General features: G+C 63.7%; 12 protein-coding genes and 4 pseudogenes. 4 read left to right on the top strand and 12 right to left on the bottom strand.

All coding sequences use genetic code 11. The features are described from left to right. Positions 1-236 precede the first annotated feature (236 nt). The 11 genes and pseudogenes from GN234_RS27820 to GN234_RS27770 all read right to left on the bottom strand — a co-directional run bounded on the left by GN234_RS27820 (position 237) and on the right by GN234_RS27770 (position 14,812). Positions 237-2,675 (bottom strand): TonB-dependent siderophore receptor, encoded by a 2,439-nt coding sequence (locus GN234_RS27820; RefSeq protein ID WP_116833060.1) that lies wholly within the window; start codon positions 2,673-2,675, stop codon positions 237-239. A 97-nt stretch (positions 2,676-2,772) separates the two neighbouring features. After that, positions 2,773-3,756 carry a FecR family protein gene (locus tag GN234_RS27815; protein WP_163857672.1) on the bottom strand — a complete coding sequence of 328 codons (984 nt, stop codon included), beginning with the start codon at positions 3,754-3,756 and terminating at the stop codon, positions 2,773-2,775. 37 nt (positions 3,757-3,793) lie between these two features. Further along, entirely contained in the window at positions 3,794-4,294 is a 501-nt protein-coding gene (locus tag GN234_RS27810) for a sigma-70 family RNA polymerase sigma factor (RefSeq protein ID WP_176689376.1), read from the bottom strand. Between the two features lie 218 nt (positions 4,295-4,512). Then, complete coding sequence (locus tag GN234_RS27805) at positions 4,513-4,953, bottom strand: carboxymuconolactone decarboxylase family protein (protein ID WP_003203930.1); 441 nt, start codon at positions 4,951-4,953, stop codon at positions 4,513-4,515. Between the two features lie 249 nt (positions 4,954-5,202). After that, positions 5,203-6,646, bottom strand: a pseudogene (locus GN234_RS27800) (mechanosensitive ion channel domain-containing protein). A 193-nt stretch (positions 6,647-6,839) separates the two neighbouring features. Continuing rightward, complete coding sequence (locus GN234_RS27795; RefSeq protein WP_109754569.1) at positions 6,840-7,706, bottom strand: pirin family protein; 867 nt, start codon at positions 7,704-7,706, stop codon at positions 6,840-6,842. 228 nt (positions 7,707-7,934) lie between these two features. Continuing rightward, positions 7,935-8,549 carry a response regulator transcription factor gene (locus tag GN234_RS27790; protein ID WP_116834257.1) on the bottom strand — a complete coding sequence of 205 codons (615 nt, stop codon included), beginning with the start codon at positions 8,547-8,549 and terminating at the stop codon, positions 7,935-7,937. Between the two features lie 114 nt (positions 8,550-8,663). Further along, positions 8,664-9,098: a PleD family two-component system response regulator gene (locus GN234_RS27785; RefSeq protein WP_163857666.1), complete on the bottom strand. Its 435-nt coding sequence runs from the start codon at positions 9,096-9,098 to the stop codon at positions 8,664-8,666. Positions 9,099-9,238: 140 nt separating this feature from the next. Next, a complete protein-coding gene (locus tag GN234_RS27780; RefSeq protein WP_176689645.1) occupies positions 9,239-12,499 on the bottom strand; it encodes an ATP-binding protein in 3,261 nt (1,086 codons plus the stop codon). A gap of 349 nt (positions 12,500-12,848) precedes the next feature. After that, positions 12,849-14,183, bottom strand: a complete 1,335-nt coding sequence (locus tag GN234_RS27775) for a lysine N(6)-hydroxylase/L-ornithine N(5)-oxygenase family protein (protein ID WP_163857664.1) — start codon at positions 14,181-14,183, stop codon at positions 12,849-12,851. Between the two features lie 146 nt (positions 14,184-14,329). Beyond that, the gene (locus tag GN234_RS27770; protein ID WP_109754564.1) at positions 14,330-14,812 is read right to left on the bottom strand and encodes a sigma-70 family RNA polymerase sigma factor; all 483 of its coding nucleotides are present in this window, start codon (positions 14,810-14,812) and stop codon (positions 14,330-14,332) included. Positions 14,813-15,263: 451 nt separating this feature from the next. On the opposite strand from GN234_RS27770, the pseudogene GN234_RS27765 reads away from it, so the two are divergent. The 4 genes and pseudogenes from GN234_RS27765 (at position 15,264) to GN234_RS27750 (ending at position 20,664) form a co-directional block, all read left to right on the top strand. Further along, a pseudogene (locus GN234_RS27765) lies at positions 15,264-16,413 on the top strand (efflux RND transporter periplasmic adaptor subunit). After that, a complete protein-coding gene (locus GN234_RS27760; protein ID WP_176689375.1) occupies positions 16,414-18,384 on the top strand; it encodes a MacB family efflux pump subunit in 1,971 nt (656 codons plus the stop codon). 10 nt (positions 18,385-18,394) lie between these two features. Beyond that, positions 18,395-19,774, top strand: a pseudogene (locus tag GN234_RS27755) (efflux transporter outer membrane subunit); the annotation flags it as partial. A gap of 564 nt (positions 19,775-20,338) precedes the next feature. After that, positions 20,339-20,664, top strand: a pseudogene (locus GN234_RS27750) (DUF6124 family protein). Between the two features lie 213 nt (positions 20,665-20,877). On the opposite strand, the gene pvdP reads toward GN234_RS27750, so the two are convergent. Next, positions 20,878-22,494: a pyoverdine maturation tyrosinase PvdP gene (gene pvdP, locus GN234_RS27745; RefSeq protein ID WP_176689374.1), complete on the bottom strand. Its 1,617-nt coding sequence runs from the start codon at positions 22,492-22,494 to the stop codon at positions 20,878-20,880. Between the last annotated feature and the right edge of the window lie 115 nt (positions 22,495-22,609).

The following is a 22,609-nucleotide window of genomic DNA, read 5'->3' as shown; positions in this document are numbered from 1 at the left end:
AAGGAGCCTAGGCTAGCCAGTAAACCTGTGGCGAGGGGAGCTTGCTCCCGCTGGGCCGCGAAGCGGCCCCAAAACCTGCTGAATGCGGAGCCTCAGGCACACCGCATCCACTGGTTTACGACTGCTTCGCAGCCGAGCGGGAGCAAGCTCCCCTCGCCACAGGATGGTCACTCAGCCCCTGGGATTGTATTTCGGCCCCTGGCATTGTGTTCCAAGCCACAGGGCCTGATCTTCGATCAAAACCCCACACTGGCCTGCACAAAGAACGTACGCGGCGCACCCACATACATGCCCGAGTTGTTGTCACTGGAGCGGGTGTAGTACTGGTGATCGAACAGGTTCTTCACCCCGGCGCCGACTTTCAGGTTCGACAGTTGCTCGCCGAAGTCGTAGCCGGCGCGCACGTTCCAGAGCACGTAGCCCGGCATGTCGCCGTACTGCCCGTCAGCGGTGCCGTCGGTGATGTAGTCACCGCTGAAACTGCCATCGGCGTTCACGCCGGTACCCGGCGAGCGCTGTTTCGACTGGGCGAAGGCATCGAGGTTGTAGGTCCAGCGGTTGACGTCATAGCGCAGGCCCAGGTTCACCACCTGACGGGAATAGAACGGCAGGTCGCGGCCCTTGAAGCTTGGAATCTCGCCTTCGTAAGTCGCCCGGGTGTAGGTGAAACCGGCGTTGGCGGTGAGGCCTTCGAGACGTGGGTCGAGCGCGGCCATGTCGTAATGCACCGAAGCTTCCAGGCCCTGGTGCTTGGTCGCGCCCAGGTTGGTCCAGCCCACGTCGTTGCTGATGTACTGCAACTCGTCGTCGAAGTCGATGTAGAACAGCGTCACTTCCCCGCCCCACACGTCATCGTTGTAGCGCGTACCGATCTCGTAGGTCTTGGCCTTTTCCGGGCTCAGACCGCTGGCGGTGTTGTTGCCGTCGCCGCCCTGGCCGAGCTGGAAGTATTGCAGGCTACCGAACGACGTCTCGTAGTTGGCGAACAGCTTCCACGCATCGGACAGGTGATACATCACGCTCAGGGCCGGCAGCGGTTCGTTGCTGTCGATGCTGCGGCGTTTTTCCTGCACGGGGCGACCGGCGGTGTCGAGCACGGGGCGATCGTGCCACTCGGTGCTGATGCTTTCGAAGCGGATACCCGGGGTGATGGTCCATTTGCCGATATCGATCTTGTCGTCGATGTAGACCGCATGGGCTTCAGTGCCGCCAGTGCGGTCCTGGTAAACGTGCCCGTCGGAGCCCGGACGTACCACCGGCTCGTTGTTACGCAACGCCAGGCGGCTGGCTTCTTCGTGCATGCCTTCCTTGAGGTAGCGATAGCCGACGCTGGCTTCCTGGGTGGTTGGCCCCAGGTCGAACACGTGGGACACCCGAGGCTCAATGCCGAAGGTGTAATAGGTGCGCGGGTAGGAGGCCAGGTTGCGCTGGTCCCGGGAGGCGATGGTGCTGCCACGGTAGCTGTCGGAGTAGTAGGTCAGCACTTCGGCCTGGGTGCGGTCGTCGATCTGGCGCAACCATTTGAACGACACATCCTTGCGGCGTCCGCTGAAGTTGTCCCAGTCGCGGTCGGACTGGTACGGGTCGGCGTCATACTGCTCCTGGGTCAGGCCGCCGGGCATGTCGGCCTTGGCGTCGTAGTAATGGAAGTTCAGCGAGAAATCGTCCACATCGGTGGGCGCCCAATGGGTCTTGAGGATGACGTCGTCGATGTCGTTGTCGTTGTTGCTTCGGCGATAACCATTGCCGTTGACGCCCGAATACAACAGCGCCACGCCCAGGCCGTTGTCGGCGGTACCGCCGAGGAACGCCGTGTCGATGTGCTTCCAGCCACCGCGTTGGGAAGTTTCCAGGGTGGTGCCGATTTCGCCGGTGGCTTTTTCCGGAATCGCCCGGGTCACGAAGTTGATCACCCCGCCGACGTTCTGTGGCCCGTAGCGCACGGATCCGGCGCCGCGCACCACGTCGATGCTGTCCAGGTTGCCCGAGGAGATCGGCGCCATGGACAACTGTGGCTGGCCGTAGGGCGCAAACGCTGCCGGCACGCCGTCGATCAACACTGTGGAGCGCGGCGACAAGCGCGAAGTGAGGCCACGCACGCCGACGTTCAGGGAAATGTCGCTGCCGCCGGTGCCGTTGGCGTCTTGCACCTGCACACCCGGCACGCGCCGCAGCACATCACCAACGTTCATGGCGCCCTGCTCCACCATCGCTTCGCGGCGGATCACCGTGCGCGCGCCGGGATGGTTCTGCACCACTTCGGCGTTGGCATCGCCGAGCCAATCGCCGACCACCTGGATTTCAGTGGCGCCCAGCTCCAGCGGGCCCGCATTGGATGCCGAGGGTGCCGGCAACACGGTTACCGAACCGTTATCGATCTGGTATTGCAGGCCGCTGCCCTGGAGCAATTGGCGCAAGGCCGCTTCCGGGGACAGGTTGCCGTCCACCGCCGGGGCTTGCTTGCCGGCCACCAGTTCGGGGCTGAAGAACACTTGCAACGCGGTTTGCTGGCCGAGCTGGCTCAAGGCTTGGCCCAACGGCTGCGCCTGGATGTGAATGGCGGTGGCGGACTGATCGGCGAACGCCTGGGGCAGCGCGGCGCTGACCGCCAGGGTCAGGGCCAGTGGCAGCCAGCGTGCGGGGCTACGATTGTTGTTTTTGGCGGTTTTTTTCACGTCGAACCTTGTCCTGTTGATCGCAAGAATACGCGTCTGTTAATGCAAACCAGTTGCAGTTGGACAAGAAGACGAAGAACTCGAAAAAAACCTGAATCTATCGCGCAATTATTTCTTGGCTGCCGTCATCCAGGGTGCGCACGGCCACCGGCAGAATGTTCGGCAGGGCCTTGAGCAGAGCCTCGGGATCGTCGGAACGGAACACGCTGGTCAGGCGCAAGTTACCCACCGCCGCACTGCCGACCCGCAGGGGGTTGGCGCGATAACGGGAGACTTCTTCAGCCACTTCCTTCAGCGGCGCGTTATTGAACACCAGTTTGCCGTTGCGCCAGGCGGTGAGCGCCTCGGCGTTGACCGCGTAAGGTGTGGCGACTTTGCCCTGGGCATCGATCTGGGTGCCAAGGCCCGGCGTAAGACTGACGTACTGGGTTCGCGGTGCATCGCGTCCCTGGACCTTGACGCTGCCCTGCTCCACCGCCACCCGGGTCTTGTCGGCATCGCGGCGCACGTCAAAGCGCGTCCCGGTTACCGTTACCTGACCGTTGCCCGCATCGACCGTGAATGGCCGGCCGGCGTCATGCTCGACCGTGAACAACGCCTCGCCTTCGGCCAACTCCACTCGGCGTTGACGGTGTGCGAATTGAATACGCACCCGGCTGCGGCTGTTGAGGTCGATCACCGAGCCGTCGGGCAAGGCGATATGCCGACGCTCACCGAAGGCGGTGGCATATTCGCCGCTGTAGTCGGTGGAAGAACTCAAGCCGCTGAACAACCCCAAACCAAGCGCCGCCGCGAACAACCCGGCGGCGGCCGCATAACGCAACAGAGGCCGACGCGGGGAACGTTTGGCAGGAGCTTCGCACAACGCTCGCAGGCGTTCCTTGGGCAACAGGTCCGTGGCGCTCCAGATCCCCTGCAGCAATTGGATTTCGTCGCGGTGGTTGGGATGCTCGTCCAGCCAGGCTTCGAAGCGCTGGCGCTCCTCGACACTCATGGCAGGTGCTTGCAAACGTACGAACCATTGCGCCGCCGCGTCGCGAACCCTGTCCTGCCCGCACGGGCATTCACGGCTATCCATCATGGAAGGTCCTGTGGCTCGGGTGGAAGATGGCGACGGATCATTGGCCAGGCCCGTCCAGACGATCGCGCAGATGCCGCAGGGTGCGGATCATATACTTTTCCACCATGTTCTTGGACAGGCCCAGGCGCTCGGCGATTTCCGCCTGGGTCAGGCCCTCGATCTTCTGCCAGACGAATACCGTGCGGCAGTTGGCCGGCAGCTCGGCAAGCGCCCGCTCGATGGAGTCCGCCAGTTGGATCGCGTGCATGAAGTGCTCCGGGTCGCCCGAAAACGACTGACCAGGGTCGATGACAGCCTCTTCCATGGCCCCCCGTCGATCTTCGCGCCGATAGCCATCCACTGCAATGTTGCGCGCCGTCTGATGCAAATAGGCCCGTGGCTGCTCGACCCCGCTCGAATCGGACTCAAGCACCCGCACGAAGGTGTCATGGGCCAGGTCCTCGGCCTGCTGGCGATTGCGCAGGCGACGGGTCCAGGTGCCGATCAACTCTTCGTAATGCTCGAAAAAGCCGGTTCTGCGGGGCAGCTTGGGGGTCATCACGGCGCGCTGTGGGAACGGGGCGTGAATAGTAATGGTTACTATTAAGGAGAAGCAAACGGATTGCGGTGCCTGTCGTCCGAAGCTTTAAAGTCTGGAATTGATCCTTGTGGGAGCGAGCCTGCTCGCGATGGCGGTGTGTCAGTCAGTGATGCATGAACTGTCAGACCGCTATCGCGAGCAGGCTCGCTCCCACAGGTTTTCTGGTGCAAGAGGTCTCAGGCCTCCGGCATCTTGCGAAACCCCACCGCCAGACGGTTCCAGCCGTTGATGGCGTTGATCGCCACCGTCAGGTCGACCATTTCCTTGGGGCTGAAATGCTCACTCAGCAGGGCATAGTCGGCGTCCGGCGCGTGGGTGTCGCTCAGGCGGGTCAGGGCTTCGGTCCAGGCCAGGGCGGCGCGTTCACGGCCCGTGAAGAACGGCGCTTCGCGCCATGCGGTCACGGCGTACAAGCGGCGTTCGGTCTCGCCGTCCTTGCGGGCGTCGGCGGTGTGCATGTCGATGCAGAAGGCGCAGCCGTTGATCTGCGAGGAACGCAGCTTGACCAGCTCCAGCAGGGACTTCTCCAGGCCCAGTTTCGAGACGGCGGTTTCCAGGGCCAGCATGGCTTTGAAAGCGTCGGGGGAAGCGGTGTAGAAATCGATACGCGGTTGCATGGTGAACTCCAGGACAATTGGGTGTAGCGCTAAGTTAGCCGTGCAGTGGCGCGGTACAAATAGCCAATTGTTGGGAAGTTCGGGTGGCCAATGAAGACCCAGGGGATTGTGGGAGCAAGGCTTGCCCGCGATGAAGATGACGCGATCTTCCGGAGAACCGAGGCGCCTACATCGCGGGCAAGCCTTGCTCCCACACAGCGCGGATAAATCCCCTCGCCACAGGGGGACGTGGGGACTTCAAGATAGGCTTCAGGCCCGGCTTCGCAGCCATTGCAGGAAGCGCTTCTTGGCCACGGGCTTGGGCAGCTCGCGGGTGAGGTTCTGTGCCAGGTGGATGCGTACGTCCAAAAGGTTCTTCATGGCGTCGTTGATGTCGCGGCGGGCCTCCAGGCAAGGCTTGAGGTAGCTGTTCTCGATGCGGTACAGGGTGCAGAAGGTCTTGGCGGTAAAATTCGCCAGCGCAGCCTGCTCGGCGACGATCCCGGCTTCGCCGATCACCTCTCCCGGCCCCATGCGCCCGCCCTCGAGTGGCTGGCCGTTGCGCATGAGGGTCACGCTGACCACCCCGGATTCGATGATGAACAGATGATCGCTGACCTCCCCGGCCGCCAGGATCACGTCGCCCGCGCGGAAGGTCTGCAGGGTCATGTTCTGAGCGAAGGTTTCTTTCTCATCCTGGCGCAGGGTGGAGAAAATGTTCGAGCTTTCCAGCAAGGCCCGGGGGCGCGACACCGCCTGGGGAGTCGTGCTTTCGCTGGTAGACAACAGGCTCACGCCCGACGCCTGCAAATGCCGGAACGCCAGGTCGAACAGCTGGTTGCGCACCGTGCGTTTCTGGGTCATGGAGGCAACGAAACCGCTGATCTCGTACTCCGCACCAGCACTGCCGCTGCTTTTAAGCGTGACGCAGGGTGCGGGGGTGGAGAGCAAGGAACGACAGCCGATCATCGCCCGCTCCAGCGCGTCGATCACGGTTTGGGGCCGCGCGTGAGGGCTGACCTGGACGCTGATGGACAAGCCATGGACATCGCTGGGTCGACTGAAGTTGATGACCTTGGCCTTGGCCGCCAACGAGTTGGGGATCACCGCCATGCTGCCCTGGGCGGTCTGCAAGCGCGTGGCTCGCCAGTCGATGTCGGTGACCCGGCCTTCGGTGCCGTCGATGGAAATCCAGTCGTCGAGCTGATAGGGCTTGGTGGTATTGAGCACGATGCCGGAGAACACATCGCTGAGGGTGCTCTGCAAGGCCAGGCCGACGATGATCGCCATCGCACCCGACGTCGCCAGTACGCCCTTGACCGGCAGGTCCAGCACATAAGCCAGGGCCGCGATGACCGCGATCAGGAAAATCACCGCGCCCAGCAAGTCCTGCAACAACCGCCCGGTATGACCGACCCGTTGCATCATCGCCGCGCCGATCAGCACCGTCAGGGTTCGCGCGGCAAACAACCACCAGGCGATCTGCAAACCGGTAGCGGCCAGATGCCGCGGCACATCGTCGACCCACTGCGCCGGCTGCATGGGGTTGAGGCCTTCGTTGAACAGCAGCACGCTGAACAGCGAAAAAAATCACCACCCTTGCGCCGATTTTCCAATAGGTCCGATCCGCACTGACCAGGCGCCACATCAATAGGTCGAGCACAAGCAGCACCAGGGCACAGAGCAGCGGGTGATCGGAGATCAGAGACAGCATCGGGACAGCTCCAGAAAGGCCATTGGCGAAGATTGGCACAGTTTTGACGAGAGTGTACCGACCACGCAAACCCTGTGGGAGCGAGCCTGCTCGCGATAGCGGTGTGTCAGCCACATTAATGTTGACTGATCCGCCGCTATCGCGAGCAGGCTCGCTCCCACAGGGGGTTCAGGGGTGGTGGTTGTTTTCGCGTTCAGTCGTCCATCCGGCCAAAACGCCCGGAGTGGAAATCACTGAAGGCCTGGTGGATTTCCTGTTCGCTGTTCATCACGAACGGACCATGGCCGACGATGGGTTCGTCGATCGGCTCGCCGCTGAGCAGCAGTACCACGGCATCGTTATTGGCTTGCAGGCTCAATTGATCACCAGCCCGGTCGAACAGGGCCATCTGCCCGGCCTCGACCCGTTCGCGGCCATTGGCCTGGACCGAGCCTCGCAATACCACCAGGGCGGTGTTGTGGCCTTCGTGCAGGTCAAGGGTGAGGCTTTTTCCGGCATTCAAGCGGATGTCCCAGACGTCGATGGGCGTGAAGGTCTTCGCGGGGCCTTGATGCCCTTCGAAACGCCCGGCGATCAGGCGCAGGCTGCCGGCGTCGTCCTTCAGGGCAATGTTCGGGATGTCACCCTTGAGGATCGTCTGGTAGCCGGCCGGGGCCATCTTGTCCTTGGCGGGCAGGTTGACCCACAGCTGGACCATTTCCATGAACCCACCCTGCCGGGCGAAGGCTTCGGAGTGGAACTCTTCGTGGATGATGCCGGAAGCAGCGGTCATCCATTGCACATCGCCAGGGCCGATCTTGCCACCGCTGCCGGTGGAGTCGCGGTGCTCCAGTTCGCCCTGGTAGACGATGGTCACGGTTTCAAAACCGCGATGGGGGTGCTGGCCGACGCCACGGCGCTCGGTGGTGGGCGTAAATTCCGTGGGGGCGGCATGATCCAGCAGCAGGAACGGGCTGATGTGCTTGCCCAGGTTGTCGTAGGAAAACAGCGTGCGAACCTGGAAGCCATCGCCGACCCAATGGGGCCGTGGACTGGTGTAGAGGCCGATGATGTTTTTCATGCCGTGTCTCCAAAATCAGGTACTGCGATTCGATGAACGCAGCTTAAAACCGACACCCTTCAATCACTAGATGGCAAAAACCGGCCTTAGCGTTCTATCTGGAGAACAGCGATCAAAAAACTGTGGGAGCGAGCCTGCTCGCGATGGCGGTGCCTCTGCCGATGATGCATCGACTATCAGACTGCTATCGCGAGCAGGCTCGCTCCCACCTTATTTGGTGTAACTCATTCAAAGATGATTACGCTTGGCAAACTCCGACAACCCCACCAAGGATTGCAAGCCGAGTTTTTCCAACAGGCGAGTCTTGTAGGTGCTGACGGTTTTAGGACTCAGGAACAGGCTTTCGGCGATGTCCTTGCCGCGCATGCCCATGGCCAGCATGCGCAGGATGGACAGCTCGCGGGTGGAGAGGCTTTCCAGGGCCTGCTGTTCGCTGCGTTGCTGGAAATCCAGGCGGACGGGCATCTGGGGGAAATAGGCATAACCGGACTTCAACGCCTGGATGGCCTTGGTCAATTCCTTGAGGTCGCTTTTCTTGGTCACGAAGCCCCGGGCCCCGGCCGAGATGCAGCGGTTGCAGAAGTGCTGCGCATCCTGGGAGGTGAACACCAGCACGCTGCATTCAGGAAACTGGGCCATGATCCAGACCAGCAGGTCCAGGCCATCGAAGCCGTTCATCACCAGGTCCAGGATCACCAGGTCTGGCGCGCGCTCCTTGATGAGGGCCCTGGCATCGGCCACGCCGCTGGCGTCCCGGATGTGGGTGAACGCCTCATTCTGGCAAATGAGCCGCAGCGCCCCTCGTATGACAGGGTGGTCATCCACGATCAACACGTCTTTCAAGGCAGTTCCCCAAAACAATACAAACGGCGCCGGTGCCGTGACCGCACCGGACTCTTGCACAAGTGCCAGGCCCTGCCACCTGTCAGACCTGACAGTGCGGACCAACGGCCTTGTTCAGTGTCCATGACCCTGCCTGAGGGGACGCACCCACGGTTGCAGCGGCTCATGGACATGAGGATCAACCTGCTCCATCAGGCGTCGCAGTGACGCGAGGTCAGGCAGTGGCGCCTGGCTCAGGTGCACGCTCGATCGACGCGCGACAGGCACCGACGACTGGCTGGCCGGTTGTGCGTTGTAAATCATCCCGTGACACACCTGCGGGTTGTAGATAACAAAGTCGTGCAGATCCAATGCGCCGCCCGCCAATTGTGCGTTGACGACAATCAGGTCGAACGGCTCGCTGCCGTACTCCACCAGCGTGAGCAATTCCTGCAAATGGCTCACGGGGACAATCCGGTGGTAGCCCTGTTGGTTGAACAGACGTTCCAGCACGATTCGATGGGTCTGTTGTGGGTCGGCAATCAGGATACGGAGTGCTTTGTTCGGCATGGCAAGCTTTCCAATAGCAACGCGCCAGGTAGGCACCGGCTCAAGAACATTCAGGGCGCTCAGGCTAGAGGAAGCGTTTGAAGGGCGATGTAGGACTATTCCTAAAATCAGGACAGACACAGCCCATGTCGCTAGGGAATTTATCTCTGCGGGGTACCTGGAGGACCGCTTCGCGGCCCAGTGGAAGCAAGCTCCCTCGCCACATGGGCCTTGAGCCGTTCCGCCAGGTGCTCGATGGCTTGGCGAAGGTCTTCCACGGTGTTGGCGAGCAGCACCGTGTCGTCCCCTCGACAAGCGCTTTCCAGCGCCTCGCAGGCGGCGATCAGGCGTTGCGCCTGGATGATCCGCGCCCCGCCCTTGATCCGGTGCGCCAGGTCCGCCAGGCCTGGCAAGTCGGGTCGGGTGGCCAAATGCTGCAACCGCGCTTGATCTTCGGCATTGCTGCTGACCAGTTCCTCCAGCAGCGCCCTGATGGCCGTCGTGTCGCCCCCGGTCAGTTGCTCCAGGCCGGTCAAGTCGAGATCATCGTCGGACTGGGGCGCCCGCGCATCCGGCGTGACCGAAGCCAGGCGTGCGTTGAGTGCCTTGAGGCCGATGGGCTTGAACAGGCAATCGTCCATTCCGGCCTCGACGCAGCGGTCCCGTTCCTCGGGCTGGGCGTTGGCGGTAAAGCCCAGGATCAGCACCGGTGAGAGGTTGCGCTCACGCTCTTCGTCGCGAATGGCCCGGGCCAGTTCGTAGCCGCTCATCAAGGGCATGTTGCAGTCGGTGATGACCACATCGAAGTGTTCGCTACGCCAGGCCTGCAGGCCGTCGACACCGTTCTGTGCCTCCCGGACACGATGCCCCAGGTAACCCAGTTGCTGGGACAGCAGCAAGCGGTTGGCCGGGTAGTCGTCGACCACCAGGATACTCAGCGCCGGGACCGGCAACAGCGCCTCGACCTCGGCAGGCGGCGCCGTCGGCAGCGCGTCGAGCAGGGGCAGGTCCAACAGAACCTCGACTTGCGTACCCTCCCCCGGCACGCTGCGCAACGTCAGGGTGCCGCCCATCATTTCGCACAACGTACGGCTGATGACCAAGCCCAACCCGGAACCGCTGCGGGCCGACTGGGAATGATGGCCGGCCTGGGTAAAGGGACTGAACAGGCGGCGCTGATCCTCGGGGGAAATACCGCAACCGCTGTCCTCGACCCGCAGGCAAAGGCCCAGGCGTTCATGCCCGGGGGCCGGCTCGCCACGCACACTCAGGCGCACTTCACCCTGGTCGGTGAACTTGATGGCGTTGCTCAACAGGTTCGAGACGATCTGCTTGAAGCGCAATGGGTCGATCAACACGTCGCGGTTGACCCCGGCCTCCAGCGCCCAGTGCAAGCGCAGGTGTTTCTGCCAGGCCAGGCCCTCGAAAATCCGCGCCACCGACTCGATCAACGCGTGCAGATTGGCCCGTTGCGGCGCCAGCGACAACTTGCCCGACTCGATGCGGGCGATGTCGAGGATGTCGCCGATCAAGTCCAGCATGCCATGGGCGGCGTCCGAGGCGACTTCGATGGACAACCGGTCCACGACGCCTTGGTCGGCTTTTTTCAGGGCCAGCTCCAGCAGACCGATCACCGCATTCATGGGCGTGCGGATCTCATGGCTCATGGTCGCCACGAAGGTGGTCTTGGCCCGATTGGCCGCGTCGGCGCTTTCCTTGGCCACGCGCAATTGTTCCAGCAGGCGCCGCAGATAAATGCCCCAGCCCAAGGCCACCAGCAACAGCAGCGCAGCGACGGCGAACCCCTGGAGGATCGTGGTGCGGTTGCGCAGCCAGTAACTGTCGTCGATCACCACCTCACTGCGCCAGCGGTTGGTCAGTTCGTCCATTTCTTCCGGGGAAATGCTCAACAGTGCCTTGTCCAGGATCGAATGGAGTTCCAATGCGCCCCGGTTCGTCGCCAGGGCAATGTGTGCGGGCACGGTGCCCACGGTGCTGGTGACTTGCAGCGTGTCCCGGTACTGGCGGGAAATCATGTAGCGGGCGCTGATCAGCGGATTGATCGCGGCGTCCGCCGTGCCGGCGGCGACCATGGCCATGGCGTCGGCCGCATTCTGCGCCGCCACCAGTTGCACCTGGGGAAACTGCTCCAGCAGGAACTCGCGCAGCACGTTGCCACGCACCAGCGCCACGCGCTTGCCATTCATCTGGTCCAGGGTCAGCGCCTTGGCCCTGATCGGCACCACCAGCACGAACGGGTTTGTCAGGTACGGTCGGGTAAAACGCAACTCGTCCTCGAGTTCGGCGCTGGGGATGGCGGTCGCCAAGACGTCGGCCTTGCCGTCCTTGATCTGCCCGATCAACTCGTCAACCGAGTCGCCCCGCTGCACATCGAATTTCAAACCGGTGCGCAGGCTGATCCGGGCCAGCACATCGGCGCCGATACCCCGCAAATGGCCTTGCTCGTCGAAGAACGTCAGCGGCAGGAAGTTTTCGTTGACCGCCACTTTGATTCGCGGATGGGCATCCAGCCAGCGCTGTTCGTTGACGCTGAAATGCAGCGCCTGCTGACCGGGCATGCTCGCTCCGCCGGCACTCCAACGCCGCAGAATGATCATGCGCTCGCGGGTGGGAATGGCTTGTAACGCGGCGTTGACGATGCGCAATACGCGCGAATTGTCGCGACTCACCGCAAAGGCGAACGGCTGCACTTCCAGGCGCGAGAAATCGGCCAGTTGAACATTGTTCAGGTAGTTCTTGCTGATCAGGTAGTTGGAACTGATCGAGTCCCCCAGGTAGACGTCGGCCTGACCAAACGCCACGGCACCGATGGCGCTCAAGGTCGAGGGGAACAACTGCAAGGAAGCCTCGGGATAAAACGCCTCGACCGTCTCCGGTGGCAAGTAGTGATAGAGCATCGCCACCCGCTTGCCCGCCAGGTCTGTGGGCAAGTCCTGGCTGTCGTCGATGCGGGCCACAAGGGTCGGCAAGTCCTCGGCATAGGCCTGGGACATCGCCAGGTCCGGATCGGCGGCTTCGAAGCCGTTGGCGGTGTCGAGCAGGTCGATCTCACCGCCGCGCAGGGCCTGGAGCGCTTCGGCCCGGGACGCATAGCGCTGCACCTGCACCTTGACGTGCAAGAGTTGCCCCAGCAGTTGCGCATAGTCGGCGGTCAGGCCTTCGTAGTCACGACCATTGCCGGTGATGCTGAACGGCGCATAGTCCGGCGCCGAGGTACCTAGCAGCAACGTGCCCTTCTGGCGCAGCCAGGCCCAGTCGCCAGTGTCCAGGGACACCGAATAATCATCCACATGGGAGCGCCCGAGCACCTGCAACGACTCAGAGGTCGCTCCTACCGGTGGCGCCATGCTCAATGAGCCCAGCAACAGCGCCAGCAGGCCTGTGCGTAAAAGCAGCATCATTTTGATCAGGGTGTTTCGCTTGGCGTAGTCGGCCCGGCGCACCGTCGACCGTACCTTCAGTCAGGGTCACCGGCTGGGGGTTCAGACTGCCAATACGAGGGAACAGCGAACCGTCGATGCGCCTGTCGAGCAGACGCATGAGGTGAGTGTAGGAAGTTTCTGAAGAATTTCCTGTGAGTGACTTGAGGCCAGAACCAGGGCCCGGACCTATGGGAGCGAGCTTGCTCATGAAGGCGTCGTGTCAGTCACTTCAATATTGACTGAACTGACGCCATCGCGAGCAAGCTCGCTCCCACAAGGGGTTGCGTTGGCTGATAGATTTCCTGCGAGTGACTCGCTCCCATAGGGCCTATACGGCGGCGAGCAGCAAGTCGCGCACCGGACGCGCCTGCCCGCGATTGTTCCCATGCTCATACAACGAACCGGCGATTTCATCGGCACGCACCGGCAGGATCGACAGCAAAGTGTCGCTCAGGCCATGGCTGGCCTGGCAGAAGCCCTGCATGTAGATCGCCGCCTTGCAGCGCTCGTCGGTGATCAGCTTGTAGTTGCGATCCACCTCGAAATCCCCCAGGTACTGCGCCAGCGGTTCCAGCAGGGTGCGGTGCATCTGCCGCTCGTAACCGGTGGCCAGCACTACGGCGTCATAACGGCGCACCGTCAGCTCACCGGTGGCGTTGTTGCGCACCGCCAGTTCCACGCCGGCATCGGTGGCCGTGGCCTTCTCCACCGTGGTGAGGGTGCGGAACGCATGACGGGCGATGCCGGAGACTTTCTGGCGATAGAAAATCCCGTAGATGCGCTCGATCAGGTCGATGTCCACCACCGAATAGTTGGTGTTGTGGTACTCGTTGACCAGGCGCTCGCGCTCGCTGTGGGGCTGCTGGAACACCAGGTCGGTGAATTCCGGCGAGAACACTTCGTTGACGAACGGGCTGTCGTCCGCCGGCTTGAGGGCCGAGCCGCGCAGGATCATGTCGACCTGTGCCGAAGGGAAGCTGTCGTTGAGGTCGATGAAGGCCTCCGCCGCGCTCTGCCCGCCGCCGATGATGGCGATCTTCATCGGTTGACCCTTCACGCACGGTTGACCCGCCATGCGCTCCAGGTACTGGGAATGGTGGAACACCCGCGCGTCGTCCTTGAACGCCTTGAACGCCTCGGGAATGCGCGCCGTACCGCCGGCACTGACCACCAGCGAACGGGTGGTACGCACCAGCTCTGCGCCCTGGGCGTCGCGGGAGATCACCCGCAGCGCTTCGACCTGCTGGTTGTGCAGCACCGGTTCGATGCGCAGCACTTCCTCGCCATAGCGGCTCTGCTCGGTGAAGTGCCCGGCCACCCAGCGCAGGTAGTCATTGAACTCCATGCGGCACGGGTAGAAGGTGCCGAGGTTGATGAAGTCCACCAGGCGGCCATGGTGCTTGAGGTAATTGACGAACGAATACGGGCTGGTGGGGTTGCGCAGTGTCACCAGGTCCTTGAGGAAGGAAATCTGCAACTCGCTCTGGGTCACCAGGGTGTTGCCGTGCCAGCGGTAGTCGGCCTGCTTGTCGAGGAACAGCACGTCCAGTTCACCCTGGACCGGCCCCCGCTCCTGCAGCGCGATGGCCAGCGCCAGGTTCGAAGGGCCGAAGCCAATGCCGATCAAGTCGTGAACGATGGGCGATGCAATTGCCTGTGTCATGTCCAGTGTCCTCTGGAAAAGCCCCTCAACAGGGCACGAAAAGCCTGGGGAACCTGACCGGCATTCGAGGCGCCGGCAAGTCGTCTGTTGAGAGGAACGAGGACAATGAAAAAAAATTTACCGCCGGGTGACCGGCGACGATCGAATCAGGGCGCGTCCCACTGTCGCACGCGAACGCGGCAGTGCTTCATGGCGTTGACGATGTGCTTTTCCACCAGCGCTCGGGAAATGCCCAGGCGCTCGGCGATTTGCGGGTGGGACAGGCCTTCGAGCTTGCGCAACAGGAAACTCTCGCGGCACAGCGGTGGCAGCTCGGCCAGGGCGCGCCGCAGCATGTCCAGACGCTGGCCATGGTCGAGGCTGGTGTGGGGCGACGGAGTGAAGAAGCGTTCTTCGCTGTCCAGCACATCCAGGGATTCGACCTGGCGCAGCGTATTGCGCCGATGCCCGTCGATCACCAGGTTCAGCGCCGTGCGGTAGAGGAATGCCCGAGGCTGTTCGATGGGCGTGTCGCTGGCACGCTCCAGCACCCGCACATAGGCGTCATGCACCACATCCTCGGCCGCCTGGCGGTTGCCAAGCCTGGCGTTCAGGAAACACACCAGCTCGCGATAGTAGTTTTCCACCATGACTCCCGCGCGCAATGACTGCGACAGCTATCCCTGTGCCACCCGGCATGCCGGAAAAGGGCATGGCACGATAGTGGCAGATTCAGTCGCGTAATTTATAGTAATTCTCATATAGATTTAAAGCGTTGGTTTGCATCAAGGCGGATTCGTTCCTTTCTATTGGCGGCTTTTGTGGCGAGGGGAGCTTGCTCCCGCTGGCTTGCGCAGCAGGCCCAAGGCAGGCAACACCATCGAATCTGACATAAACGGGATTCAGGTTTCAGGGCCGCTTCGCGCCCCAGCGGGAGCAAGCTCCCTCGCCACAGGGGTCTGTGGCGCTTCAACTGTTTTCCCCAACCTGCTACCAAGTGTTTCACCCGCTAAATTCCCGTCCGGAACGCTCGTCTACCAGAACAGCCCCCCGTCCCTGCCCTTCCTGGGACGGGCCCGATATCACCGGCCGGAACCCTGCATGAAACGTCCCCGCCCTACCCGACGCGCCTGGCTTCTCACCTTCGCCCTGCTTCCGGCCGTGGCCTTCGCCGCGTGGCAAGCGGTCGTGCCCAGCCGGGCGCCCCCTGGTCACCGCGCCCGTCACCCGTGGCGATATCGAAAACAGCGTCACCGCCCTGGGCACCTTGCAACCGCGGCGTTATGTCGATGTGGGCGCCCAGGCGTCCGGGCAGATCCAGAAGATTCACGTGGAAGCCGGCGACGAAGTGCGTGAGGGCCAATTGCTGGTGGAAATCGACCCGTCCACGCAAAAGGCCCGGCTCGACGCCGGGCGTTTTTCGATCGAGAACCTCAAGGCCCAGCTTCAGGAACAGCGCGCCCAGCACGACCTGGCGCAGCAGAAATTCCGCCGCCAGCAGCAACTCAAGGCCGGCGGCGCCACCCGCGAGGAAGACGTGCAGACCGCCCAGGCCGAAGTGCGCGCGACCCAGGCGCGCATCGACATGTTCCAGGCCCAGATCCGCCAGGCCCAGGCCAGCCTGCGCAGCGACGAGGCCGAGCTGGGCTACACGCGCATCTATGCGCCGATGAGCGGCACCGTGGTCGCCGTCGGTGCCCGGGAAGGCCAGACCCTCAACGCCCAGCAGCAAACCCCGCTGATCCTGCGCATCGCAAGGCTGTCGCCGATGACGGTCTGGGCCGAAGTCTCGGAAGCCGACATCGGCCACGTCAAACCGGGCATGACCGCCTATTTCACCACCCTGGCCGGCGGCGGCCGGCGCTGGAGCAGCACCGTTCGCCAGATCCTCCCGGTGCCGCCACGCCCGCTGGAGGCCAGCCAGGGCGGCAGCCCCACGAGCGGGCGCAGCGGCAGCGAGCGGGTGGTGCTCTACACCGTGTTGCTCGACGTCGACAACGCCGACCGCGCGCTGATGACCGACATGACCGCCCAGGTATTTTTCGTCGCCGCCCAGGCCAAGGACGTGCTGACCGTGCCCATCGCTGCCCTGCGGGACGCCGGCCAGGTACGGGTGCTGGCCGACAATGGCGACGTCCAGCCGCGCACCGTTCGAACCGGCGTCAGCGATCGGCTGCGCACCCAGATCGTCGACGGCCTGAATGAGGGCGAGCGGGTGCTGATCGGCCCGGCCGTCGGCAGCGGAGGCTGAATGAACACGCCCCTGATCGAACTGCGGGACATTCGCAAGGCCTACGGCGGTGGCGACAGCCCTCGGGTGGAGGTGCTGCGCGGCATCGATCTGTCCATTCACGCCGGGGAATTCCTGGCGATTGTCGGGGCGTCCGGCTCCGGTAAATCGACCCTGATGAACATCCTCGGCTGCCTCGACCGCCCCACCCGCGGCGAGTACCGTTTCGCCGGGGAAGACGTCGCAGGCCTGGGCAGCGACGAACTGGCCTGGCTGCGGCGCGAGGCCTTCGGCTTCGTGTTCCAGGGCTATCACCTGATCCCCTCCGGCACGGCCCAGGAGAACGTCGAGATGCCGGCCATCTACGCCGGCACTTCCGCTGCCGAGCGCCACGCCCGGGCCAGCGCCCTGCTCGACCGTCTTGGCCTGGCCAGCCGCACCGGCAATCGTCCGCACCAGTTGTCCGGCGGCCAGCAGCAACGGGTGTCGATTGCCCGGGCCTTGATGAACGGCGGCCACATCATCCTCGCCGACGAACCCACCGGTGCCCTCGACAGCCAGAGTGGCACCGAGGTCATGGCGTTGCTCGACGAACTGGCGAGCCAGGGCCACGTAGTCATCCTGATCACCCACGACCGCGAAGTGGCGGCCCGGGCCAAGCGCATCATCGAGATCCGCGACGGACTGATCATCAGCGACAGCGCCAGCGCTTTGCCCCACGACGGGCGAGCCAACCCAAAGGCACTGCAAGCGGTGGATCTGCGCCAGCGCCTGAGCGCCGGCAGCGAACACAACGGCGCCTGGAAAGGTGAGCTGGTGGACGCGGTGCAGGCGGCATGGCGGGTGATGTGGATCAATCGTTTTCGCACCGCCCTGACCTTGCTCGGCATTGTCATCGGCGTGGCCTCGGTGGTGGTGATGCTGGCCGTGGGCGAAGGCAGCAAGCGCCAGGTCATGGCCCAGATGGGCGCGTTCGGCTCGAACATCATCTACCTCAATGGCAGCGCACCCGCACCGCGCGCCGCCAAGGGCATCATCAGCGAATATGACCTGGCCGCCCTCGCCGACCTGCCCGAGGTACAGCGCATCATGCCGGTCAACGGCGCCGAAGCCAGCGTGCGTTTCGGCAACCTCGATCACACCAGCTACGTCGGCGGCAATGACACCAATTTTCCGACCATTTTCAATTGGCCGGTGGCCGAGGGCAGTTACTTTACCGACGCCGATGAACGCGGCGCCGCGGCGGTGGCGGTGATCGGCCACAAGGTCCGGCAGAAACTGCTCAAGGATGTTTCCGACCCCATCGGCCGCTACATCCTGATCGAGAACATGCCGTTCCAGGTGGTCGGCGTACTGGCGGAAAAGGGCGCCAGCTCCGGGGATTCGGACGCCGACAATCGCGTCGCCATCCCTTATTCCGCCGCCAGTGTGCGGCTGTTCGGCACCCGTCACCCCGAGTACGTGGTGATCGCCGCCCGGGATGCGGGCAAGGTCAAGGAGGCCGAACAGGCGGTCTCCCGCACCCTGTTGCGTCTGCACAACCGCAAGCAGGACTTCGAACTGACCAACAACGCCGCGATGATCCAGGCCGAGGCCCGCACCCAGGGCACACTGTCGCTGATGCTCGGGGCCATTGCGGCGATTTCGCTGTTGGTGGGCGGCATCGGCGTGATGAACATCATGCTCATGACAGTGCGCGAACGGACCCGCGAGATCGGCATTCGCATGGCCACCGGCGCTCGCCAGCGCGACATCCTGCGCCAATTCCTCACCGAAGCGGTGATGCTCTCGGTGGTCGGCGGGCTCGCCGGTATCGGCCTGGCCCTGCTGGTGGGCGGCGCCTTGCTGCTGGGCAAGATCGCCGTGGCCTTCGAATGGCTGGCGGTGTTCGGCGCCTTCGGCTGCGCCCTGGTCACCGGCGTCGTCTTCGGCTTCATGCCCGCCCGCAAGGCCGCCCGCCTCGACCCGGTCGCGGCCCTCACCAGTGAATGAACCCCACCCTATGAAAGCGCACCTGACCCTCCTGGCCGCCAGCCTGTTGCTGGCCGCCTGCGCCACCCCTGCGTCGCCGCCGGACAGCGGCATCCAGCCGCCAGCGGCCTGGCAGTCCCTCGACACACCCAGCGCCCGAGCGGATAACCAGCAATGGTGGACACACTTCGGCAGCCCGCCATTGAACCGCTTGATCGAACAGGCGCGCCGGGACAGCCACGACCTGGCCGCCGCCATGGCCCGGGTGCGCCAGGCCCAGGCCAGCGCGGTGATCGCCGGCGCGCCGCTGCTGCCGCAGGTCACGGCCGGGCTCAACGGCAATCGCCAGGAGCTGTTGCGCGGCAAAGGCTATAGCCAACTGGACGTCGACCGGGACAACCGCACCATCGATTACTACGACGCCAACCTCAGCGCCACCTATGAGCTGGATTTCTGGGGCGGCAAACGGGCGGCTCGGGACAGTGCGCTGAGCACGCTGTCGGCCAGCCAGCTCGACCGGGCGACCGTGGAATTGACCCTGCTCAGCGGCGTCGCCAACAGCTACACCCAGGCGCTGTCCCTGCGCGAGCAACAGCGCATTGCCGAACAGAACCTGGACAACGCCCAACGCGTACTCGACCTGGTGCAGACCCGCTACGACGCCGGCAGCGCCACGGCCCTGGAACTGTCCCAGCAAAAAAGCCTGGTGGCGGCCCAGCAGCGCCGCGTGCCCCAAGTGCAGCAACAGGCCCGGGAAGCGGTGATCACCCTGGCGACGCTGCTGGGGCAACCGGTGCAGTCGGTCAAGCTCGACGACGACAGTTTCGACCGCTTGCACTGGCCCGCCATCGACGCCGGTGTGCCCAGCGAACTGCTGCGCCGTCGCCCGGACATCGCCGCCGCCGAAGCCCGCCTCGCCGCCGCCCAGGCCGACATCACCGTGGCCCGCGCCGCCATGTTGCCCACCGTGACCCTGGGCCTGAGCCTCGCCACCGGCGCCGACATCGCCGACCAGTTGCTGCGCAACAACGTCTACAACCTCACGGCCGGCCTGGCCGCGCCGATCTTCAACAACGGCCGCCTGAGGGCCGAACGAGACAGGGCCACCGCCCGCCAAGAGGAACTGCTGGAACTCTACCGCGCCGCCATCATCAACGGCTTCGCCGACGTCGAAAAAGCCCTGAACGGCATCAACGGCCTGGACCGCCAACGGCAATGGCAAAGCGAAGAACTGCACCAGGCCCAGACCGCCTTCGACATCGCCCAACGCCGCTACCAGGCCGGCGCCGAAGACCTGCTCACCGTGCTGGAAACCCAGCGCACGCTGTATGCCGCCCAGGATATGAACGTGCAACTGAGATTGGCGCGGGTGCAGGCGAGTGTGGCGTTGTACAGGGCGTTGGGTGGGGGGTTGGCGGGTGATGTAAGCCTCGCCCCCTCATCAAGCCAAGTGACACCCGTGGCGAGGGAGCTTGCTCCCGCTGGGCTGCGCAGCAGCCCCAATGGTTGGTACCTCGGTGGGTCAGATCGTTTGAGGGGGCTGGTTTTGGGGCCGCTTCGCAGCCCAGCGGGAGCAAGCTCCCTCGCCACAGATAATTCTCCACGTTTCATTAAAGGGGGTTCGGCTTGGGTTCTGTTTATCCGGCCATGTAGGACCCCCGAGTGAGGCTACGTTGCCTTGCGTCATTGCCTACAACTACGCCAGAATCCGCCGGCTTGTGCGCCTGGCACCCCATCGATAACTTGTTCCCCGTCACTGCTCATCAGTGATCGGGTCTGCAAGCCCCGACGAATACCAGGCGCATAGCCGAAGCCAATCGACACGTTCGTGTTCGTTTCATGGCGGCTGTGTGCGGGAGACCTTCGGGTCTGCCGGGTTCCTGGTTTCCCGGTCTTGCAGACCCGCGCATAGCTGCCACCCCATCATCTGCAAGTGATGTCTGGCAGCGTCCTTTGAATAATCAGGAGCTGCACCATGTTCAAGATCACCCCAACCCCCCCCGAAGACGATTCCAAAAAACTCGACGAAGCCGCCGACCGCGCCCTCCCTACTACCTCGACCCCAAACCTGAAAAACCCGTTCCACCACCAGACCAGTTGTTCACCGTGGCAGAGAGTGCGGACTTGGAATGCTTGCTGGCCAACCTCAGCGAAACCCTTGCGTCAGTCAATGTCATGGCCAACGAACTGGCCTTTGATCTGGAAGGCGCACGACGGAGTTTCGCCCTGGGGATCCAGCAGATGGTCGAGCTGAGTGAGCTGCTGGCAAACCGCGCCCTGGACATCGCTGCGCCGCGCTGACGCCTCACACTAACCTCAAGCCAAGTGACACCTGTGGCGAGGGAGCTTGCTCCCGCTGGGCTGCGCAGCAGCCCCCAATGGCTGGCTCCTCGGTGGGTCAGGTGTTTGGAGGGGGCTGGTTTTGGGGCCGCTTCGCAGCCCAGCGGGAGCAAGCTCCCTCGCCACAAAAGCAGTCATTCACACAGCCCAGGTTCGGTCAGTTCGGGCCAGAGCTCACACCGGCTTGGACTTGAGATTGCGCGCATACCACGGCCGTTGCGGCACGCGACGAAACAGTTCGGCGAGCTTCTTGTCATCGCTGCCGAAGGTGATGCGCAGGGCCAGTTTCATGGTTTCCGGGTCCATCTCCACCGAGCGTCCGACCTGCAGCCCCGGCGTGGTGCGGCAGCCGTGGGTGTCCGGGCCCAGCCAGGGGTCGGCGATTTCGACCCAGCGGCCCGGGGCGAACCAGGGCACGCCGTTGACCTCGAGCCGGCTCACTTCCCCCGGATGGAAGCGTTCATGGGCGCGGAACCAGTCTTCGAGGCGGTCGTCGATCCAGCCGTGGAAGGCCCAGAACACCGGGTTCACGTGGGAGGAAAACGGATCGCCGAGAAAGTCATTCTCCGGGGCGTACCAACGCTGGGCGAAGTCCGCCGGGTCGCGGGCGAACGGCACCGGGTGGCCGTTGGACGGATCACGCGGCACCGAGGCCCAGCGCATGTGCAGCCAGTCGTGCAGGCCCAATTCCACTTCCGAACCAAACTGACCCAGGGTCAGTTTCGCCAGGTAGCGCGGGTCGCGGTAGCGCGATTCCCAGACCTGGAAATTGCTGTGGTAGGTCTCGGCGGTCTTGATGTCGCTGACCCACTGGGCGTACTGCTCGTCGCCATCGGCCAGCCAGGTCGGCGGCAAGGCCGTGCCATCGTGGTTATCGAGGTAGCGGGCGAAGCCAAGACGATCGCGTTCCAGCTCCGGTTGCGGCAAGGGGAAGCGCGGCCACGACGGCAGCGGCTGGAACGAACGGGCCGTGCCGAGCATGTGCCGGTGCATGAAAAAGAAGTCCACGCCCGAGCCATTGCGATCCTTGCGCGGCCCGCGGGCATCGCGCTCCTGGTTCCGTGGGCCGGGCTGCCAGCCGATGCCACGCAGGGCATTGCGCTTGTCCTCGTCCAGGGTGTGCCATTTGTCCCGCGAGGCGTGCCAGAGCTGGTGGAACAGCCGATGCTCGGGCGACACCAGCCAGGCCAGCAGTGCCGGGCTCAACGGCGTGCGCTCCCGGGCCTCGGGGAAGCGCTGCTTGACGGCGATGAAATGATTGTCCAGTTCAGGCGACGCCAAGGGACGGTCCAGGCGCAATACCCGACCGCTAAGGGTGGCGCTGCCGGCATTGCCAAAACCGGCCCAGACTTCGTCCAGGGTCATGATGCATTCATAGTCCGGCGCGTCGTGCTGCGCCCCCATCAGCCGCCAGCTCAGTTGCTTCGGATCGGTTCCGGCCAGGTCGCCCAACACCCGGTAACGCGGCTCCTCGGCAGCGCGCAAACGTTCGGCGCTGTCGAGGTAACCCACCAGGCCACGGCCCCTTTGGCCGATATCGAGGAAAAGCTGCAGATCGTCCTGGGGCAAGCCGTCGAGACCGGCGTCGCGGCCGGTGAAACGGATCGTCCAGATGCCCCGCAACGTATCGGCCCGGCGCTGGCCCGCCACGTCGGCCACGTCGAACGACGCCTCGCCGGGGGTAATGGTCGGGTCCGGCCGGGTCAGTTCGCGATGCCCGTAATACACCGCAGGCACGGCGGCACCGGTCAGCGCCAGGCCTGCCATGAACCATCGTCGAGAAATCGTCATTGCCTTACCTGTGTCCAGCCCTGGAGCGGGCTTTATCCAAGCTAGAACGAGGGGTGGGCTGACAAATTTATAGGCGAGCTGTGAGGGCCTCATCGCGAGCAGGCTCGCTCCCACA

Source organism: Pseudomonas bijieensis (genome assembly GCF_013347965.1).
Taxonomy (GTDB): domain Bacteria; phylum Pseudomonadota; class Gammaproteobacteria; order Pseudomonadales; family Pseudomonadaceae; genus Aquipseudomonas; species Aquipseudomonas bijieensis.
This window is presented reverse-complemented; position numbering and strand designations above follow the sequence as displayed.

Coding starts and splice junctions, on each gene's coding strand:
- pvdP (WP_176689374.1), bottom strand. CDS start 22,494: ATGACGATTTCTCGACGATGGTTCATGGCAGGCCTGGCGCTGACCGGT.
- GN234_RS27785 (WP_163857666.1), bottom strand. CDS start 9,098: ATGCCGAACAAAGCACTCCGTATCCTGATTGCCGACCCACAACAGACC.
- GN234_RS27775 (WP_163857664.1), bottom strand. CDS start 14,183: ATGACACAGGCAATTGCATCGCCCATCGTTCACGACTTGATCGGCATT.
- GN234_RS27770 (WP_109754564.1), bottom strand. CDS start 14,812: ATGGTGGAAAACTACTATCGCGAGCTGGTGTGTTTCCTGAACGCCAGG.
- GN234_RS27810 (WP_176689376.1), bottom strand. CDS start 4,294: ATGACCCCCAAGCTGCCCCGCAGAACCGGCTTTTTCGAGCATTACGAA.
- GN234_RS27760 (WP_176689375.1), top strand. CDS start 16,414: ATGAACACGCCCCTGATCGAACTGCGGGACATTCGCAAGGCCTACGGC.
- GN234_RS27815 (WP_163857672.1), bottom strand. CDS start 3,756: ATGATGGATAGCCGTGAATGCCCGTGCGGGCAGGACAGGGTTCGCGAC.
- GN234_RS27805 (WP_003203930.1), bottom strand. CDS start 4,953: ATGCAACCGCGTATCGATTTCTACACCGCTTCCCCCGACGCTTTCAAA.
- GN234_RS27780 (WP_176689645.1), bottom strand. CDS start 12,499: ATGATGCTGCTTTTACGCACAGGCCTGCTGGCGCTGTTGCTGGGCTCA.
- GN234_RS27795 (WP_109754569.1), bottom strand. CDS start 7,706: ATGAAAAACATCATCGGCCTCTACACCAGTCCACGGCCCCATTGGGTC.